General features: G+C 72.1%; 13 protein-coding genes and 1 pseudogene. 9 read left to right on the top strand and 5 right to left on the bottom strand.

Features of this window, described 5'->3' with window-relative positions:
* Positions 1–17 precede the first annotated feature (17 nt).
* The 7 genes from E4198_RS11720 to E4198_RS11690 all read left to right on the top strand — a co-directional run bounded on the left by E4198_RS11720 (position 18) and on the right by E4198_RS11690 (position 8,820).
* Positions 18–2,060 (top strand): type I polyketide synthase, encoded by a 2,043-nt coding sequence (locus tag E4198_RS11720; protein WP_247597642.1) that lies wholly within the window; start codon positions 18–20, stop codon positions 2,058–2,060.
* Positions 2,057–3,646 (top strand): amino acid adenylation domain-containing protein, encoded by a 1,590-nt coding sequence (locus tag E4198_RS11715; protein WP_136183099.1) that lies wholly within the window; start codon positions 2,057–2,059, stop codon positions 3,644–3,646. Before E4198_RS11720 ends, E4198_RS11715 begins: the two co-directional genes overlap by 4 nt.
* 81 nt (positions 3,647–3,727) lie before the next feature.
* The gene (locus E4198_RS11710; protein WP_136183098.1) at positions 3,728–4,909 is read left to right on the top strand and encodes an FAD-dependent monooxygenase; all 1,182 of its coding nucleotides are present in this window, start codon (positions 3,728–3,730) and stop codon (positions 4,907–4,909) included.
* 337 nt (positions 4,910–5,246) lie between these two features.
* Entirely contained in the window at positions 5,247–7,409 is a 2,163-nt protein-coding gene (locus E4198_RS11705) for an ATP-binding protein (RefSeq protein WP_168711420.1), read from the top strand.
* 16 nt (positions 7,410–7,425) lie between these two features.
* Positions 7,426–7,854 (top strand): roadblock/LC7 domain-containing protein, encoded by a 429-nt coding sequence (locus tag E4198_RS11700; protein WP_027765313.1) that lies wholly within the window; start codon positions 7,426–7,428, stop codon positions 7,852–7,854.
* On the top strand, positions 7,851–8,234 hold the full coding sequence (locus E4198_RS11695) for a DUF742 domain-containing protein (protein ID WP_027765312.1): 384 nt from the start codon (positions 7,851–7,853) through the stop codon (positions 8,232–8,234). The genes E4198_RS11700 and E4198_RS11695 overlap by 4 nt, the downstream gene beginning before the upstream one ends.
* A gap of 22 nt (positions 8,235–8,256) precedes the next feature.
* Positions 8,257–8,820 carry an ATP/GTP-binding protein gene (locus E4198_RS11690; protein WP_247597641.1) on the top strand — a complete coding sequence of 188 codons (564 nt, stop codon included), beginning with the start codon at positions 8,257–8,259 and terminating at the stop codon, positions 8,818–8,820.
* 389 nt (positions 8,821–9,209) lie between these two features.
* Here the strand turns inward: E4198_RS11690 and E4198_RS11685 are convergent, their stop codons facing one another.
* The 4 genes and pseudogenes from E4198_RS11685 to E4198_RS11670 all read right to left on the bottom strand — a co-directional run bounded on the left by E4198_RS11685 (position 9,210) and on the right by E4198_RS11670 (position 13,643).
* Entirely contained in the window at positions 9,210–9,575 is a 366-nt protein-coding gene (locus tag E4198_RS11685) for a PH domain-containing protein (protein ID WP_027765309.1), read from the bottom strand.
* 101 nt (positions 9,576–9,676) lie between these two features.
* Positions 9,677–10,444: a DUF72 domain-containing protein gene (locus tag E4198_RS11680; protein WP_136183095.1), complete on the bottom strand. Its 768-nt coding sequence runs from the start codon at positions 10,442–10,444 to the stop codon at positions 9,677–9,679.
* Between the two features lie 40 nt (positions 10,445–10,484).
* Positions 10,485–11,071, bottom strand: a pseudogene (locus E4198_RS11675) (HNH endonuclease).
* Positions 11,072–11,147: 76 nt separating this feature from the next.
* Positions 11,148–13,643: a SpoIIE family protein phosphatase gene (locus tag E4198_RS11670; RefSeq protein ID WP_136183094.1), complete on the bottom strand. Its 2,496-nt coding sequence runs from the start codon at positions 13,641–13,643 to the stop codon at positions 11,148–11,150.
* 259 nt (positions 13,644–13,902) lie between these two features.
* On the opposite strand from E4198_RS11670, the gene E4198_RS11665 reads away from it, so the two are divergent.
* Both E4198_RS11665 and E4198_RS24865 read left to right on the top strand, forming a co-directional pair.
* Entirely contained in the window at positions 13,903–14,412 is a 510-nt protein-coding gene (locus tag E4198_RS11665; protein ID WP_136183093.1) for a SigE family RNA polymerase sigma factor, read from the top strand.
* Between the two features lie 67 nt (positions 14,413–14,479).
* Positions 14,480–15,790, top strand: a complete 1,311-nt coding sequence (locus E4198_RS24865; protein WP_168711419.1) for a hypothetical protein — start codon at positions 14,480–14,482, stop codon at positions 15,788–15,790.
* 728 nt (positions 15,791–16,518) lie between these two features.
* On the opposite strand, the gene E4198_RS25420 is transcribed toward E4198_RS24865, so the two are convergent.
* Entirely contained in the window at positions 16,519–16,896 is a 378-nt protein-coding gene (locus E4198_RS25420; protein WP_247597640.1) for a hypothetical protein, read from the bottom strand.
* Positions 16,897–17,112 lie beyond the last annotated feature (216 nt).

The raw sequence follows: 17,112 nt of genomic DNA, 5'->3' as shown, positions 1-17,112 counted from the left end.
ATGTCGATGAGCGCTCCGTGGCTGTCATCGGCCTGGCCTGCCGGTTCCCCGGTGCGGCGGACGCCGATCGGTTGTGGGAACTACTCGAGGCCGGTATCGACGCGACGAGCGAGACCCCGGCGGAACGCTACGACGTCGAAGCCCTCTACTCCGCCGGGTCCGAGCCCGGTACCCTCGCCGCCCGCCGGGCGGGCTACGTCGAAGGGGCCGGCGACTTCGACGCCGAGTTCTTCGGCATGTCCCCCACCGAGGCCGCCGAACTCGACCCGCAGGCACGCCTGTTGCTCATGACGTCCTGGGAGGCGCTGGAGGACGCAGGCCAGTGCGCCGGCGATCTCGCGGGGAGCCGCACCGGCGTCTACGTCGGCAACACCCGGGCCGACTACCTGGAGATCCAGTTCCGTCAGGGCCTCGAGGCCGTCGCGCCCTCGTACTTCCACAACTTCCGCCCCCTGCTGCCCGGACGCGTCTCCCGCGCCCTCGACCTGCGCGGCCCCAGCATCCTGGTCGACACCGCCTGCTCCTCGTCGCTCTCCGCCGTGCACTCCGCCGTGCAGGCGATGCGCGCCGGGGAAATACCCCTCGCCCTTGCCGCAGGCGTCAACATCCCGCTGCGTCCCGACGAGGGCGTGATGATGACCCAGGCCGGCACTCTCGCCCGCGACGGACGCAGCAAGTTCGGTGACGCGGGCGCAGACGGCTACTCGCCGAGCGACGGGGTCGGCGTGGTCGTCCTCAAGCCGCTGGCCGCCGCGCTCGCCGACGGCGACCGGATCCGCGCCGTCATCCGCGGCAGCGCCGTCGGCAACGACGGCGGCACCGGCGACTCGCTTCTGCTGCCTTCCCTCGAGGGGCAACTGGACGTACTGCGGTGGGCGTACGAGGATGCCGGGGTGAATCCGGCGGACATCGACTTCGTGGAGGCGCACGGCACCGGCTCGCCCTCACTCGACCCCCTCGAACTCGGTGCGCTCGGCCGCGTCCTGGGCGAGGGCAGGCCCGCGGAGCGGCCCTGCCTGGTCGGATCGGTCAAGACCAATATCGGGCACGCCGAAGCGGCCGGAAGCATCGCCGGCCTCATCAAGACCGTGCTGTGTCTGGAGCACGAGCAGGTCCCCGGAAACCTGCACTTCGACACCCCCAACCCGCTGGTCCCCTGGGACGAACTCCCGTTGGAGCTGCCCGCCAAAGCGCAGGACCTCTCCGGCCGCGAACGGCCGCTGCTGGCCGGTGTCTCCGGTCAGGGCGCGTCCTGCCTCAACGCCCACCTGGTGCTCAGCCAGGGCCAGACCCGTGCGATCGATCCGGCGCTGGCGCCCGCTCCGGAACAAGGCGCCGAGCCACAGCTGCTCGTCGTGTCCGCGCGCTCGCCGCAGGCGCTCGCCGACCTCGGCGAGGCGTACGTCCGCTACCTGTCCCCCGGCGGGCGCGGCTCGGTCCTTCCCCTGGCTGACGTCTGCTTCAGCGCCGCCACCCGCAGAGAACACCACCAGCACCGGATCGCCGTGATCGGCGCCACCCACGAGGAACTGGCGGAAGCACTCCAGGTCGCCGCCGTGCCGGACGCCGTCCCGCCGGCCGAACCGCCGGCCGGCCAGGAGCGGCGCAAGGGCGCACTGGCCAGCATGGCGGAGCGCTACTTGGGCCTGCGGTCCGCCGACGTCAAGCGCCGGGAGCTGCTGGAGGCCGCCGCCGAGCAGTACCGGGCCGGCGTACTCCCGCCCTGGGCCGAGGTGTTCCCGCAGACCGGACGCTTCGTGCCGCTGCCGCACTACGCTTGGCAGACACGCCGCTACTGGGCGGGCGAGACCCCCGACCTGGACGTGGACGGCGAGACGCCGGACCTCGCCGGCCGGGTGCTGCGCGAACACGCCCGTACCGCCTACTCGGACGACTCGCAGCTCGCGGAGATCGGCATCGACTCCCTCGCCCGCCTCGGCATCGTGCTCCAGCTGGCCGAACAGCACGGGCTGGAGGTCGACATCGAAGACCTGGCGGAGCTGCGCACCGTGCGCGCCTTCCGCGCGTGGATCTCCGGCCTGGAGGCGAAGGCCGCATGACCGCCGCGAGCACCATCGCGAGCACCACCGCACCGAGAACGCTCTACGAGGTCTTCTCCCGTGCGGCGGCCGCCCACCCCGACGCCATCGCCCTGGAGATCGGCGACGACCGCCTGACGTACGCCGAGCTGCGGCATCTCGCCGACCGTGCCGCCGCCCGTCTCACCGCCGCCGCCGGAGCGCCGCCCCGCCGGGTGGGCCTGCTGGCCGGCCGCACGGTCGCCGCATACGTCGGCTACCTCGCGATTCTGCGCACGGGCGCCACCGTGGTGCCGCTCAACCCGGGTTTCCCGCCCGGCCGCAACGCGGCCGTCGCGGGGGCGGCCGGCCTCGACCTGACGGTCGCCGAGGACGCCGAGGCCGGGAAGGAGACCGGCGTACCGCTGCTGGTCCTGGACCGGGACGACGTCACTCCCGGCGCCGACCACGTCGCCACCGTCGCCGCCGAGCCAGGACCGGCGGGACCGGACGACGTGGCGTACGTGATCTTCACCTCCGGCTCCACCGGCACTCCGAAGGGCGTGCCGGTCCTGCACCGCAACATCTGCACCCACCTGGCGCACGTCGCGCAGCGGTACGCCATCGGGCCGGGCTCCCGGCTCTCCCAGTCCTTCGAGCTCACCTTCGACGGCTCGGTACACGACCTGTTCGTCGCCTGGGCCTCCGGCGGCACCCTGGTGGTCCCCACCCAGGCGCAGCTCATGGCGCCGGTGAAGTTCGTCAACTCCCGCCGCCTCACGCACTGGTTCTCGGTGCCCGCGATCGCGTCGTTCGCCTCAAGGCTGGGCACCCTGCGCCCGGACAGCATGCCTGACCTGCGCTGGAGCATCTTCGGCGGCGAGGCGCTGCCCGCGCCGCTGGCCCGCGCCTGGCAGGCCGCCGCGCCCGGCTCCACCCTCGAAGTGCTGTACGGGCCGACGGAGACCACCATCTCCTGCACCCAGTACCGCCCCGGCCCGAGTGTCGAGGACTGGCCCCAGACGCCGAACGGCACCATGCCGATCGGCGAGCCGTACCCCACCACCGAGGTCGTGGTGCTCGACGAGGAGGGCCGGCCGGGCGACGTCGGGGAGCTGTTGGTACGCGGTCCGCAGCGTTTCCCCGGCTACCTGGACGCCGCCGACGACGCCGGACGCTTCCTCGCCATCGACGACGACGGCACCGTCCACCCGTACGACGGCAGCGGGCCGCTCACCGAGGCGCACTGGTACCGCACCGGCGACCGGGTGGCCCGGGAGGACTTCGGGCTGGTGCACCTCGGCCGCACCGACCACCAGGTCAAGGTCCGCGGCTACCGCATCGAACTCGGCGAGGTCGAGGGCCCGTTGCGCACCCGGCCCGGTGTGACCGAGGCCGCCGTCGTCGCCGTCCCCGGACCGGACGGCCAGCAGGAACTGGTCGCCGCCGTCACCGGCACCGGTCTCGACGCGGACACCCTGTTCGCCGGACTGCGCGGCCGGCTGCCGGAGTACATGCTGCCCCGGCGTATCGAGGTGCTGGCCGAGATGCCGCACAACACCAACGGCAAGATCGACCGCCACGCGGTGCTCGCCCGGGTCGGGCAGTCCGTGCCGACGGCCCGGTGAAGCCCGGGCGGACCACGTGAACCGCGAGAGCACTGTGAGCACGCCCCCGTGAGCACGCCCCGAAGACCTGTGAGGCCGTACATGTTCGACGCCATCGTGGTCGGCGCCCGCTGCGCGGGCTCCCCGACGGCCATGCTGCTCGCCCGCGCCGGATACCGGGTGCTGCTGATGGACCGGGCGGAGTTCCCGTCCGACACCCTTTCCACTCACCTCATCCACCAGCCCGGCGTCGCCACGCTCGCCCGCTGGGGTCTGCTCGACCGGCTGCGCGCCACCGGCTGCCCGCCGCTGGAACGGGCCGTCTACGAGGTCGCGGACGTCCGCCTGGAGGGCTGCGGCCACGGCGTCGACGGCCAGCGTGCGGGCTACGCTCCACGCCGCCGCGTGCTCGACGCCCTGCTGGTGGAGGCTGCGGCCGAAGCAGGCGTCGAGGTCCGCGAACGCTGCTCCGTGAACGCCCTCCTGCACGACGAGACCGGACGCGTCGTCGGTGTGCAGGGCACTTACGGGGGCCGGCGCTTCACCGAGCACGCGCCGCTGGTCATCGGCGCGGACGGCATGCGCTCCACCGTCGCCCGGCTCGTCGAGTCCCCCTTCACCGTCGAGGACCCGCGCCTCACCTGCGCGTACTACTCCTACTGGGACGACGTCCCCGCCTGCTTCGAGCTGTACGAGCGTCCCGGCGCCTGGGTGGCCGCCGTCCCCACCAACGATGCCGCGACGCTGGTGCTCGCCTACTTCCCGCAGGACCGCTTCGACGAGGTGCGCACCGACGCGCAGCGCGCCTACCTCGAGCAGATACGCACCACCGCGCCCGCCCTCGCCGACCGGCTGCGCGGCCGGCTGCCGATGGAGCGGCTGCGCGGTACCGGCGACCAGCAGAACTACTTCCGGCAGGCAGCCGGCCCCGGCTGGGCCCTGGTCGGCGACGCCGGTCACCACAAGGACTCCATCACCGCGCGCGGCATCAGCGACGCCTTCTTCCAGGCCGAGTGCCTGGTCCGGCACGTCGGCGCCGACCTTCACGATCCCGCCGGGCTGGACGCCGCACTCACCGGCTATGCGCTCGAGCGCGACGAGGCGCTGAACGACGGCTACCAGGGCACGCTGTCCGCCGCCCGGCTGGAGGTGCACGATCAGCGGCTCACCCTGCTGCGCGCCGTCGCCAAGGACGCGGAGCTCACCGCCACCTACTTCGACATCGTCGCCGGAGCCGCCACCATCAAGGCGCTCTACACCCCGCAACTGCTCGCAGCCATGTGAACGGAAGGTGAGCGGACGACGTCGTTCGTACACACATGCGTCACCGGTTGTGTCCGCGCGCCGTCGCTATCCGGGCGAATGGGACCGCCGTCTACCGAGCTCTCCTCTTACTGTCGAAGGCGCACTACGACCCTGATACGGTTCGGCAGTCAGTCGGTACGCGACGATGACCGGTCAACCGACGCTGCGCGAAAGGCGCTTGGCGTGGGCGGAATCCACTGAAACTCCTTGCTGACACCTTCGCACGAGGACCCAGATGCCAGGTTTGTCAAGTAGGCCTACGGCACACAGAGCCGTGCACGGTAAGTCCCTGACACACTCGCTCGTCCTGCTGACAGTGACGCCTGTCATCGTTCTCGTCGGGCTCTGGGCGTTCGCGGCCACCGCGCTGGTCGTCGAACGGCAGACCGAGGAGAACCCGGCGCGTGCCGACGAGCTGGTGATGTGGGTCGCCATCGGCAGCATCGTCGCCGGCGCCGTGCTCATCACCACCTGCCTGCTGGTCTGGCGGTACTCCCGTGGCCTCACCGGCCGCCTCCACCGGCTCCACCAGGAGACCGTGGAACTGGCCGGAACCGGACTGCCGCAGCTCGTACGGCAGCTCACCACCGGCGACAAGAAGCTCCCCGAGGAGCCCGCTCCGGACCGCAGCCACGGCGACGACGAGGTCGGGGCCATGGCCTACGCGCTGCACCAGCTGCGCAAATCCGTCGGCGACACCCTCGCCGAGCAGGCCCGCGGCCGCGAGGGATCCGAGCAGGTGTTCCTCGGACTGGCCCGCCGCACCCAGGTGCTGATCTCCCGTCTCATCCCCAAGCTGGACGAGCTGGAACGCAAGCATCACGACTCCGACCTGCTGAAGGACATCTTCGCGGTCGACCACCTCGCCACCCGCGTCCGCCGGCACACCGAGAACCTGGTCATCCTCGGCGGCGCCCCGCCCGTGCGTCGCTGGAGCCGGGCCGTCCCGATCTACGAAGTGCTGCGCAGCGCGATATCCGAGACCGAGGACTACCGCCGCGTCGACGCCCAGCCCGCCCCCCAGGTGTCCCTGGTCGGTCCGGCCGTCGCCGACGTCGTGCACCTGCTCGCGGAACTCATCGAGAACGGCACCGCCTTCTCCCCGCCGGAGACCAAGGTCTCCGTAAGCGCTTCCCACGTCGCCAACGGCCTCGCCCTCGAGGTCGAGGACCGCGGCCTGGGCATGCCGGAAGCCAAGTACGCCCACATCAACCGGCTGCTGTCCGAGCCGCCCCGCCTCGACATGATGTCGCTGGGCGAGACTCCGCGCCTCGGCCTCTTCGTGGTCGCCCGCCTCGCCCGCCGGCACCACCTCGAAGTCTCCCTCCGCCGCTCCCACTACGGCGGCACGCTGGCCATCGTGCTGCTGCCGCACGAACTGCTGGAGGAGACCAAGTCGCTGCTGTCCAGCATCGTGGACCGGCGCCAGGAGAGCGCCGACCGGCCGATGCCGGCCGGTGCCGGGCTCCTGGGCGCGTCCTCCTCGGTGAGCGAGACGACGCTGCCCGCCGAACCGGCGGCAGCCTCCGTGCTCCCCGCCGCCGCCTCGGCCCCGGCCTTCCCGGCCCCGGCCGCAGCGGCATCCGCCGGTCCGGCACCCGCGGGGGCGGGGAGCGGATCAGGCATGACCATGGCCGCCGTGGCGTCCGCGAGCGACGACAGCGACGGCTTCCCCTCGTACGGAGGTGCAGGTCTTCTGCCAAGCACTGACGAACCGGCCGCGGACGCGGGCATATCGGAGGCGGCCGCGCGCTCCGAGCAGCCCCCGGCCGCAGATCCGGCACCCGCACCACACGCCCCGGCCCCCGCCGCCTCGTACGGCTCCGGCCCCTCGCTCGAACCCGCCTACGCCCGGACCGCCGGGCACACCCCCGGACTTCCGTCCGGGCAGGGCCCCGAGCAGGGTCGCGACCGCGCCTACGGCGGTGGCTACGGCCACGGTTCCGCCCGCATGTCCGGCGGTGCCGGCCTCTACCCGGGTCCTGAGGACGGACCCGGGCACGGCCCCGGCGCCGCACCCGAATACGGCCGCGACCACGGCCGCGGGCCCGACCACGGCAGCGGTACCTCCGCCGCGCCGCCTCCGCCTCCCCTTCCCCAGCGCACCTCCGCACCGTCGGCCCAGCGGGTTCCCGAGCCCTCCGCCGCCTCTGCCGACAGCCCTCCCGGGCCGGACGGGATCGCCATGCCGAAGACCCTCCCGACCCGGGTCCGGGGCGAGAACCTCGCCGCTCCGCTGCGCCGTTCGCCGAACGAGTCGCCGGAGAGCGCCGGCCCGCCGTCCCCCGACAGGGCGGGCGCGGCCATCGGCGCGATCCAGTCGGCCAACCGGCGTGCACGCAACACGCGGCCCGTTCCGCCCCCTCCGCCCCCATCGCCCGCTTCGTCGTCCACGCCCTCGACGCCGGCACCCCCCGCCGGCGGTCACGAGGCGCCGATGGACAGGCCGGAGTACGGCACCGGTTCCCAGGAATCTTGAGGAAGAACACACGACGATGACCCAGCCCACCGCCAGCGGCGACCTGAACTGGCTTCTCAACAATCTGGTGGCCGGTGTTCCCGAAGTGCACCACGCCATCCTGCTCTCCCAGGACGGTCTGACGCTGGCCTGGTCGGAGGGCATGGCCCGTGACGACGCCGAGCACCTCTCCGCGGTCGCCAGCGGACTGCAGAGCCTCTCGCACGGCGTCGCCCGCCACTTCTCCGGTGGCCAGGTCCGGCAGACCGTGATCGAGATGGACAACGCCTTCCTCTTCGTGACCAATGCCGGATACGGTGCCCGACTGGCCGTCCTGGCATCGGATCAGGTGGACGCGGGGATAGCCGCCTACGAAATGGCGATGATCGTTCAGAAGGTCGGGGAATACCTCAGTGCCGCACCACGCACGGAGGTCGCCTCCCACGGGCACAGCAGGGGGAATTGAGCATTCCGAAGGACAGGCCGTGGTTCGACGAGGGGGCCGGCTACCTCGTTCGGCCCTACACGGTCACCCAGGGACGCACCAGCCACGACCGGTCCGACTTCACCCTGATCACGCTGGTCAGAGCCACCGGACCCTCGATGCTGCCGCCCGGGTACGTGGACCAGTCGGAGTCGGCGGCCATCCTCGAACTCTGCCGGGAGCGGCCGCTGGCGGTCGCCGAGGTCGCCGCCCGCCTGGACCTCCCCCCGAGCGTCGTCAAGGTGCTCTGCGGCGACCTGCTCGACAGATCGATGATCACCATCAAGGTGCCCGGCACGGAGTCCGGCGCACCGAGCGTGGAACTACTGGAAAGGGTCATTCGTGGTATACGCGAACTCTGACCGGATGGATGGCCCCGTCGCGATGCCGACGGCACTGAAGATCCTCATCGCGGGCGGCTTCGGCGTCGGCAAGACCACCATGATCGGCTCGGTCAGCGAAGTGGCCCCACTGGAGACCGAGGAGTACATGACCACGGCGAGCCTCGGCGTGGACGACCTCGCCGGCACGCCGGACAAGAAGACCACCACGGTCGCCATGGACTTCGGCCGCATCACCCTGGACGCCGACCACGTCCTGTACCTCTTCGGCACTCCCGGCCAGGACCGCTTCTGGTTCATGTGGGACGACCTTTCGCTCGGCGCCATCGGCGCCGTCGTCCTCGCCGACCCCCGCCGGATGAGCGACTGCTTCGCCTCCGTGGACTTCTTCGAGCAGCGCGGCATCCCCTTCGCCGTGGGTGTCAACTGCTTCTACGGACGCCGCGAGTTCAGCACCGACCAGATTCGCACCGCCCTCAACCTGCGCACCCCGGCGCCGGTCATCATGTGCGACGTCCGCCACCGCAGCTCCAGCAAGAACGTGCTCCTCGCGCTGCTGGAGTCCGCCAAGGCCGCCGCCGCCAACCGCCTCGTCGCCGGCCCCTGACCGCCTGCCCGAGCGGCGCGGCCGGGGGTGACGCTCAGGGAGCGCAGGCGGTCCCGGAGTCCGCCGCTCAGGAGCAGAAGTTGCGCGGCCACCGGTGCTTCCGGAGTACCGCGAGCTTCTCGGCAGCCGGCGCGCTCCGACGCTGACCGCCACGTTGCGCACCCAGCCGGATGCGCCGATGCCCCAGGCGCGTACCCGGTCTCAGAAACCGTCATTCGGCTCGCGCCCAACTCGCGGTACCGCACGCATCCCGCCCCTCCGGCCGACACGCCCCCCGCCGGCCGCACTCGGCTCTCCAGAACGTCCCCCGCGGCCCTGGAGCGGCCCGCGCCCCGCGGCATCCGGTTTCCTCCCGGCGCCGCGGCAGCGGGGCGGGCGGGCGACTGCGGCTACCGGGCCACGAACTGGGTGAGGACGGCCTGCACCTCGTAGATGTCGACGCCCTTGGTGAACGTCTTCTCGATCGGCGCCGGGCTCCCCGAGAGCCAGATCTTCAGCTCGGCGTCCAGGTCGAAGGTGCCGGCCGTCTCCACCGAGAAGTGCGTGATGCTCCGGTAGGGCACCGAGTGGTACTCGGTCTTCTTGCCGGTGATCCCCTGCTTGTCGACCAGGATCAGCCGCCGGTCGGTGAAGAGGATGACGTCCCGGACCAACTGGTACGCCACGTGCACCCGTTCGCCGTTCCCCAGCAGCCGCCCGTAGTCCTGCTGCGCCTTCCCCGCGTCGATGGTGTGTGCGTTCCCGAACAGCGCCACGTCCGCCCCCTCTCGTCGAAGTTCACGATCTCGGGTAGAGACGCGGACGCGGCGGCCGCGGTTGCCGACGGGGTGAAGGGCCCGTTCCGTGCAGGCCCACCTCACGAAACGGACGCGGGAACCGGCGTCGTCGTGCGGCCCGCGGCTGCAACGGTCCGGGCGAAGTGGGCGGCGTCGAGGACCGCCGCGGCGCCGGGATCGTTGTTGAAGTAGACGAACACGTCGTCCCGGTCGGCGTACGCGTCCGCGATCCGTTCCGTCCAGGCGCGCAGCGCCTGCCGGCCGTACCGCGGCCACGGTCGTGCCGCGCCCTCGTGCAGGCGCACGTACCCCCAGGACGCCGTCCGCCACAGCGGGGTGACGGGACGCGACACGCGGTCCGCCCAGCACAGCGGGCTGTCGTGGCGCTCCAGCACCGCCCGCAGGGCATGCCGCTCCTCCCACCAGGAGGTGTGCCGCAGCTCGACGGCCACCCGCGCCCCGCGCGGGAAGCACCGCAGGCACGCGTCGAGCGCGTCCACGTCCGCGCGGAAACCGGGCGGCAACTGCACCAGCACCGGTCCCAGCCGGTCGCCCAGCCCCTCCACGGCCCGGCCCATCAGCCGCGCCACCGGCTCGGACGGCTCCCGCAACCGCCTGAGATGCGTGAGATACCGGCTGGCCTTGACGGTCATCACGAACCCCTCCGGCGTCCGCTCCCGCCATCCGGCGAACGTCTCGGTGGTGGGCAGCCGGTAGAAGGCAGAGTTGTTCTCCACCGTGGCGAACCGCCGCGCGTACTCCTCCAGCCAGAGCCGCTGCGGCACCTGCTCCGGGTACAGCACTCCGCGCCAGTCCCGGTACTGCCACCCGGACGTCCCGACCCACATCACGCGACTGCGGGTACCCCCGCCCCGGTCGGCGGAACCGCTACTCGGCGCGTACGGCCTGCCGGGGCGCGCCGCGGAACACGTTGCGCGCGTGCCAGTTGCGGTGGTCCGCCGCGACCGTCGCCGCGCCGCGCTGCGGCCCGATCAGCGGCCGTCCCGCCAGCTCCAGCACCTGCTCCCGCGCCGCTCGTCCCCGTCCGACGAAGTGCTGGGACACCATGACCTCCCGGCCCTCGCCGACGCCGAGCACCCCCTTGTCGAACAACCGGTGATGCAGCGAGCACAGGCAGAGACCGTTCTCGACCGCGTCCGGCCCGTCGCACGCCCCCGACGCGTGCAGCGCGCCACCCGGGCGCCGGGGCTGCCCTGCCCGTCGTCGGTGCGCACCTCCCACACCCCGTCGCCGGCCAGATGGTGGAACGGGTACGCCGGCGTCGTCCGGTGCGCGGGGCCGTACTCCGCGAGGAGCCGCTTCAGGTCGTTCTCCACGGCGCAGTACCGCAGCCCCGCGTCCGCGTCCTCCTGGAACCGCCCCAGCGCGTACAGCAGCAGCAACGGCTTGTGCGGCGCACGCACCCCGTTCGCGCTCCACTGCCGCGGTTCCCCGACGCGCCCCACCCAGTCCACGAACGGAGATCCTAGGCGGAGACCGAAGCCGAAGCGGAAGCTCGAACACCCCGAGCAGCCGCCGCCGGACGGGGCGTCAGGCGGCGCGTGCCTCCGGAGGAACGGGTTGTTCGCACCAGATCGTCTTGCCGTCGCGGTTGTGTCGGCTGCCCCAGCGCCGGGTCAGCTGTGCCACCAGGAGGAGTCCGCGTCCGCCTTCGTCGAAGACCGGGGTGCGGCGCAGGTGCGGGGCGGTGCTGCTGGTGTCGGAGACCTCGCAGATGAGGGCGTTGTCCTTGATCAGCCGGAGCTGGATGGGGGGAGTCCCGTAGCGGATGGCGTTGGTGACGAGTTCGCTCACCACCAGTTCGGTGACGCAGGCCAAGTCCTCCAGTCCCCAGGCGGCCATCCGGCGGGTGGCCCAGGACCGGGCGTCGGCGACGACCGCCGGGTCGGCGGGCACGTCCCACGTGGCGACCCGGTCCTCGTCGAGGGCATGGGTGCGGGCGATCAGCACCGCCACGTCGTCCTCCGGGGGCTCCGGCAAAAGAGCCCGGACGACCGCGTCGCAGCGGGCGTCCAGGGAGGAGGCCGGACCGGCCAGCACGTGACGCAGCCGCTCCAGGTTCTCGTCGATCTCGCCGGCGCGGGTGCTGATCAGCCCGTCGGTGTAGAGGACGAGTTCGCTGCCGTCCCGCAGGCGCAGCTCGCTGGTCACGTAGGGGAGGCCGCAACCTCCCAGCGGGGGGCCGCATTCGACAGGTGGGAACGTGACATCGCCGTCCGGGGTGAGCAGTGCCGGGGGCGGCTGGCCGGCGGAGGCGACGGAGCAGTTCCGGGTGACGGGGTCGTACACGGCGTACAGGCAGCTCGCCGTCGCCTCCGAGGTGTCGGACCCTTCCGGTTCGCCCACCTCTCCGGCTTCGAGGTGGGTGACCTGGTCGTCGAGGCGGGCCAGCAGCTCGTCGGGGGCGAGGTCCACGTCGGCGAGCGTGCGTACGGCCGTGCGCAGGCGGCCCATGGTGGCGGCGGCGTGGATGCCGTGGCCGACCACGTCGCCGACCACCAGGGCGACGCGGCCGCCTGACAGGGGGATCACGTCGACCCAGTCGCCGCCGACGCCGAACTGGGAACTCGCGGGAAGGTACCGGAAGGTGGCCTCCAGCGCGGGACGGCGCGGGAGTTCCCGGGGGAGCAGGCTCCGTTGGAGGGCGAGCGCGGCGGTGTGCTCGCGGGTGTAGCTGCGGGCGTTGTCGAGCGAGATGGCCGCACGGGTCACCACCTCCTCGGCGAGGAGCAGGTCGTCGTGCTCGAACGGCTCGCTCGGCCAGGAGCGGCAGAACACCGTCAGGCCCAGGGTCACGCCCCGTGCGCGGATGGGGACGAGCAGCCACGAGTGGAAGCCGTACCGCTCGGCGCGCTCGGCCCGCGCCGGGTCGTCCGCGAACCACCGGCTGACCCGGGAGTCCCTGCACCTGAGCAGCAGCGGGCGGCCCTCGGCGAGGCAGCGGACCGGGGGCGAGGACGGCGGGTACGTGTCCACGGCGCCGGGCGCGGCCATGGCCTCCGGGGCGCCTTCGTTCACGGACTGGTGCGCCATGCGACGCAGCGTGACGCCGGTGACGACCGGGCCGGGTTCGTCGCCGCGGAGCAGCGGCTCCAGCAGGTCGACGCTCACGAAGTCGGCGAGCCGGGGCACGAGCACGTCGGCGAGTTCCTGGGCGGTCATGCTCAGGTCGAGCGTGCTGCCGATGCGCGCGCCGGCTTCGTTCAGGAGGGCCAGCCGTTCCCGGTAGGCGTGCGGTTCGGTCACGTCGTGCACGGTGGCGCACACGCCGAGTATCCGGCCCGCGCTGCCCCGCAGGGGGGAGGCGGTGGCCAGCAGGACGCGGTCGTGGTCCGGGTCGGCCCACGTGCGCGCGTGCATCGTGCAGGGGGCCGCGTCGGTGCCGCTGCGCATCGCCTGGCGCATGGACGCCTCCCACCGGCCGATGTCCGGGCTGGTCAGGACGTCGCCCGGCCGTGTCCCCCGGCGTTCGCACTGGGAGGTGCCGGTCATCCTGCTCATGGCGGTGTTCTGCCAGACGCAGCGCAGGTCCGTGTCGTACACCGTGAGCGGCACGGGGGACGCGCTGAACAGCCAGTCCAGCATGGCCGGGCCGTCGGGGAGCGCGAAGACCTCCGCGACGTCGTGGGCCACGTCGCGTGTGACGTGGTGCGTGCCGTCCGCCGGGTCCTGCGGGCCGTCGTCCTCCGGCGGCGCGATCAGCAATGCCCGCTGACCCGCGCCTTCGCCGGAGAGGCGGCACGCCCGTACGGGCACCGTCAGCAGGCGCCCGCTCGCGTGCCGCAGGGTGACGTCGCCGTCCCACTCCTCCGTGACGGACGACAGGACCCCGGGGTCGGAGGCGATGAGACGTCCCACGGGCACGCCCACGACCTGGTCGGCGAGGTGGCCCAGGAGGTACCGGGCGCCGGGACTCCAGCCCGTCACCACGTCCGCCTCACCGAGGGTGATCACGGCGACCCGGCGGGCGGTGGACGGGTCCGCCAGCCGGTGGTGATCGCTCCGGTGCTGGTCGGGTACGTTCATAGCGCCTACCTCGCTCCTGTGGAACGCTTCCGGCGTTCCACCGCAGGCATGCCCTCCAGCGTCCCCCCGGATCGGCTCGCACACAAGCACAGCGACCCGTTCCGGCGACCCGCCGCGCCGCGGCGCCGTACACCCCGGGGCTGGGGCGTCACCTCGACCGGAGCGTCCACGGGATCCCGGGTGAAACATTTCCGGCGCCCCGACGCATCAAGAAGGTGAAGACCCACACACGGCGAGCGGCAACACGGGGGAGTCGTAGATGAGGCAGAGACGCTCGGACGAGTACGCCGAGTTCGCGCGAGCGCGAGCGGGGCACCTCTACCGGTCCGCGTGTCTGCTCACTGCCGGCGACACGCACCTGGCCGAGGACCTCGTGCAGGAGACCCTCGGCCGGTTGTACGTCCGCTGGGGGCGGGTGTCCCGCGCGGAGAACCCGGCAGGGTACGCGCAGACCGTGCTCACCCGGACGTTCCTCGCCCACCGCCGCCGGCACAGCAGCGGCGAGCGGGTGACGGACCGGTTGCCGGACCGGGGCGTCGCCGCCGACGGCGACGCCTCGCTGCGGCTGACGCTGATGGACGGACTTTCCCGGCTGCCGGTGAAGGACCGGGCCGTCCTCGTCCTCCGCTACTGGGAGGACCGTTCGGTCGCCCAGACCGCCGACGTGCTCGACGTCAGCTCGGCGGCCGTGCGGACGCGCTGCGTGCGGGCGCTCGGACGGCTCAGGGAGCTGCTGAGCGAGGACCTGTCGGAGTACGCCGGACGCTGACACCGACCGTCGCCGGCTCCGCCTTCGTGCTCGATTCGACTCATCCCCCGGAAAGGGTGGTTTGGCCATGCCCGAGAACCCTCACGACGATCCGTCCGACGACCGGGTCGTCGCCGCCCTGCGCGAGGCCGCGCACGGCTTCGAGACCGACCACGAGGCGCTCGTCGCCGGCGGACGGTCCCGTGGACGCAGGACGATCCTGCTGCGACGCCGGGCAGGCGTGCTGGTCGGCGTGGCAGGCGTGGCGCTGATCGGCGTGGCCGGCGCGGTGCTGCCCACGGGCGACGCGTCGGAGCCCGAGCCCGTCAACGTGGCGTCGAGCGGCTCCCCCTCCGCCGCTCCCTCGTCCGCCGTCTCCGCCACGCCCACCTCCCCGGCCTCAGCCGCCCCCACGTCTTTCACCGGCGACGCCCTCCTGCAAGAACTGCGGGACGTCCTCCCGGACGGTGGTCGCTTCAGCGGTGAGAGCGCCCGTGGCACGGATGCCGAGCTGGGGCCGACCGCGCGACTCGTGTACGACGACGGTGACGGTGCCGCCGCGATCGCGGTGGGGTTCAGCCGGGTCGACGCGGACAGCCCGCGGGCCGAGGAGCTGACGACGTGCCCGGACCCGACCTTCACCCCGCACGACGACTGCAGCAGTAGCCGGCTGTCCGACGGCTCGCGGCTCATGCTGTTCCAGGGCTACGAGTATCCGGACCGGCGTGTCGACACCAAGTGGTGGTCGGCGGGCCTGGTCACGCCTCAGGGACAGTACGTGTCCGTCGACGAGTGGAACGCCCCGGCGCAGAAGGGCGCGCCGGTCAGCCGCGCGAACCCTCCACTGACGCCGGAGCAGCTGCGGGAGATCGTGACCGCCGACGTGTGGCGCGACGTGGTGGACGCCGTTCCGCAAGACCCCGGGCCGACCCCCACGGAGAGCCTCCCGGACGACCCTCCGCCACCGGGCGCATCGGGAAACGAGGTGGGTAGGACGCTCGCCGAACTGCTTCCCGGGAAGATGGACGTGGTCGAGCGCGGGCACCAGGACTCCCAGTACGCCTACGTCGTCGTGGACGACGGGCGGGGAAGGAGCCTCGTCCAGATCAACGTGCAGCACGGGATGGACGACGTCGCCGACGAACTCTTCGCATCCGCCGAAACCCTTCCCGACGGCACGCTCGTCGCCACCCGGCAGGGGCCGGGCGACGACCGGGTTCCGGGGGTCGTCATGTGGACCGTGGACACCCTGCGGCCCGGTTCCGACGGCTTCCGCGTCGTGATCAGCGCCTTCAACAACGGTGCCGCGCACGCCGAGCCGGGCCGCGACACACCCGCGCTGACGATGCAGCAGCTGCGGGACGTCGCGCTCAGCCCGAAGTGGGAGAAGTTGCGCTAGAACGCGCAGTGCGGGGCGCACACGACGGTGCGAGAGGTCGCCGCCGCCGACGGCCGTGAAGCCGGCTGCCGTTCACCGAACACGACGAAGGCTCCGACCTGCGAACCGGTCCGGGGCCTTCGTTCAGCCCGGTGAGGCTGGGCGGAGGATGCGAGATTCGAACTCGTGAGGGGTTGTCCCAATACGCTTTCCAACTCTCCGCCCGCCGGTCCGTAGCTGCGCGCATGCATCCTGATCTGTAGCGCAGCGATGGCTGGGGGCGGTTCGGACGGAGCTGGACGGGGGTGAATGAGACAAGGAAGGAGACCACCGGGACCGCACCGCCGAGGCTGCGCAGCCGCGACCGCCCGATTACCCACCCATCAGCACTGACTCAGATTGGCCAGCCTGGTGTAGCCACCTTCCCGGGCCGGTCGGCAGCTGCCGCTGGCCCTTCGGGTCACTCGCCCCGGAGCCGGATCGCCATCACTGTCCCGTCGGCGCGGACGGAAACCGCGTTCCACTGCCCTGACGTGCTGTGGTCCGGCCACTGCCCTCGCAGGGCGTGCACTTCGTGTCGGTACTCGTTGACGCGCCCATGGTGGAGCTTCATGTACAGGCTCCTACTGAGCCCGGAGAACGCCTCCACGCGCGTTCCGTTCAGCCGGTAGATGTGGTCGGTGCCGACGAAGTCGATGCCGTGAATGCGGTGCTCGGCATCTCGCAGCCGGACTGTGTTGGCATGGACGTCATGCTGGAAGTGGCGCCGCCCTTGGTTCTTGGGTGAAGGCCATGAGTGTGGCTGCTTCTTTCCGTGCCAGCACGGCGCTGAACCGGGCGAAGGAGTCAGGCAGTACCTGGAACCCGGGGATGGTCGTCTCGCCGGGATCCGTGGGCCGCGCGACGTCGGCCCATCGATTCTCCTGCTCCAGGGCGAGGTTCAGGTCGGCTGCTGATGTCTCTTGGGGTGGGTGGAGGGCGGTCGTGCCCGGCGCTCCAAGTACGTGCACGGCGAGGCTCTCGGACGCAGGGATTTCGGTGCCGATGAGTAGGTACGGCACTGTGCCGTAGGGCCCGAAATGCACTGACGCCACATGGGCACTGGCCGTGCTGAGCTGCTTGTGCACCTGGTGCACGCTGCTGTGGGTGCCCTTCGAGGCGAGGAGAAGGACTTGGGAAGGCCGCCCTGGTTGCCAGGCTTCGACGAAGAAGTGCTCGTGGCATGAGCCGGAGGACGGTAGGGCCGGGCGGGGGAGCGCGAACAAGTGAGCAAGAGGGGCGCATGCCGGGATTCAGCCACCTCGACCGTTTCAGCAACGCCGGACCCGCCCGAGACCGTGGCG

The sequence above is a fragment of the Streptomyces sp. RKND-216 genome (assembly GCF_004795255.1).
GTDB lineage: Bacteria > Actinomycetota > Actinomycetes > Streptomycetales > Streptomycetaceae > Streptomyces > Streptomyces hazeniae.
Note: the sequence above shows the minus strand (reverse complement) of the source record. Positions and strands in the feature narration are given on the sequence as shown.

Coding starts and splice junctions, on each gene's coding strand:
- E4198_RS24865 (WP_168711419.1), top strand. CDS start 14,480: ATGCCCGAGAACCCTCACGACGATCCGTCCGACGACCGGGTCGTCGCC.
- E4198_RS11665 (WP_136183093.1), top strand. CDS start 13,903: ATGAGGCAGAGACGCTCGGACGAGTACGCCGAGTTCGCGCGAGCGCGA.
- E4198_RS11680 (WP_136183095.1), bottom strand. CDS start 10,444: ATGTGGGTCGGGACGTCCGGGTGGCAGTACCGGGACTGGCGCGGAGTG.
- E4198_RS11715 (WP_136183099.1), top strand. CDS start 2,057: ATGACCGCCGCGAGCACCATCGCGAGCACCACCGCACCGAGAACGCTC.
- E4198_RS11710 (WP_136183098.1), top strand. CDS start 3,728: ATGTTCGACGCCATCGTGGTCGGCGCCCGCTGCGCGGGCTCCCCGACG.
- E4198_RS11700 (WP_027765313.1), top strand. CDS start 7,426: ATGACCCAGCCCACCGCCAGCGGCGACCTGAACTGGCTTCTCAACAAT.
- E4198_RS11670 (WP_136183094.1), bottom strand. CDS start 13,643: ATGAACGTACCCGACCAGCACCGGAGCGATCACCACCGGCTGGCGGAC.
- E4198_RS11690 (WP_247597641.1), top strand. CDS start 8,257: ATGCCGACGGCACTGAAGATCCTCATCGCGGGCGGCTTCGGCGTCGGC.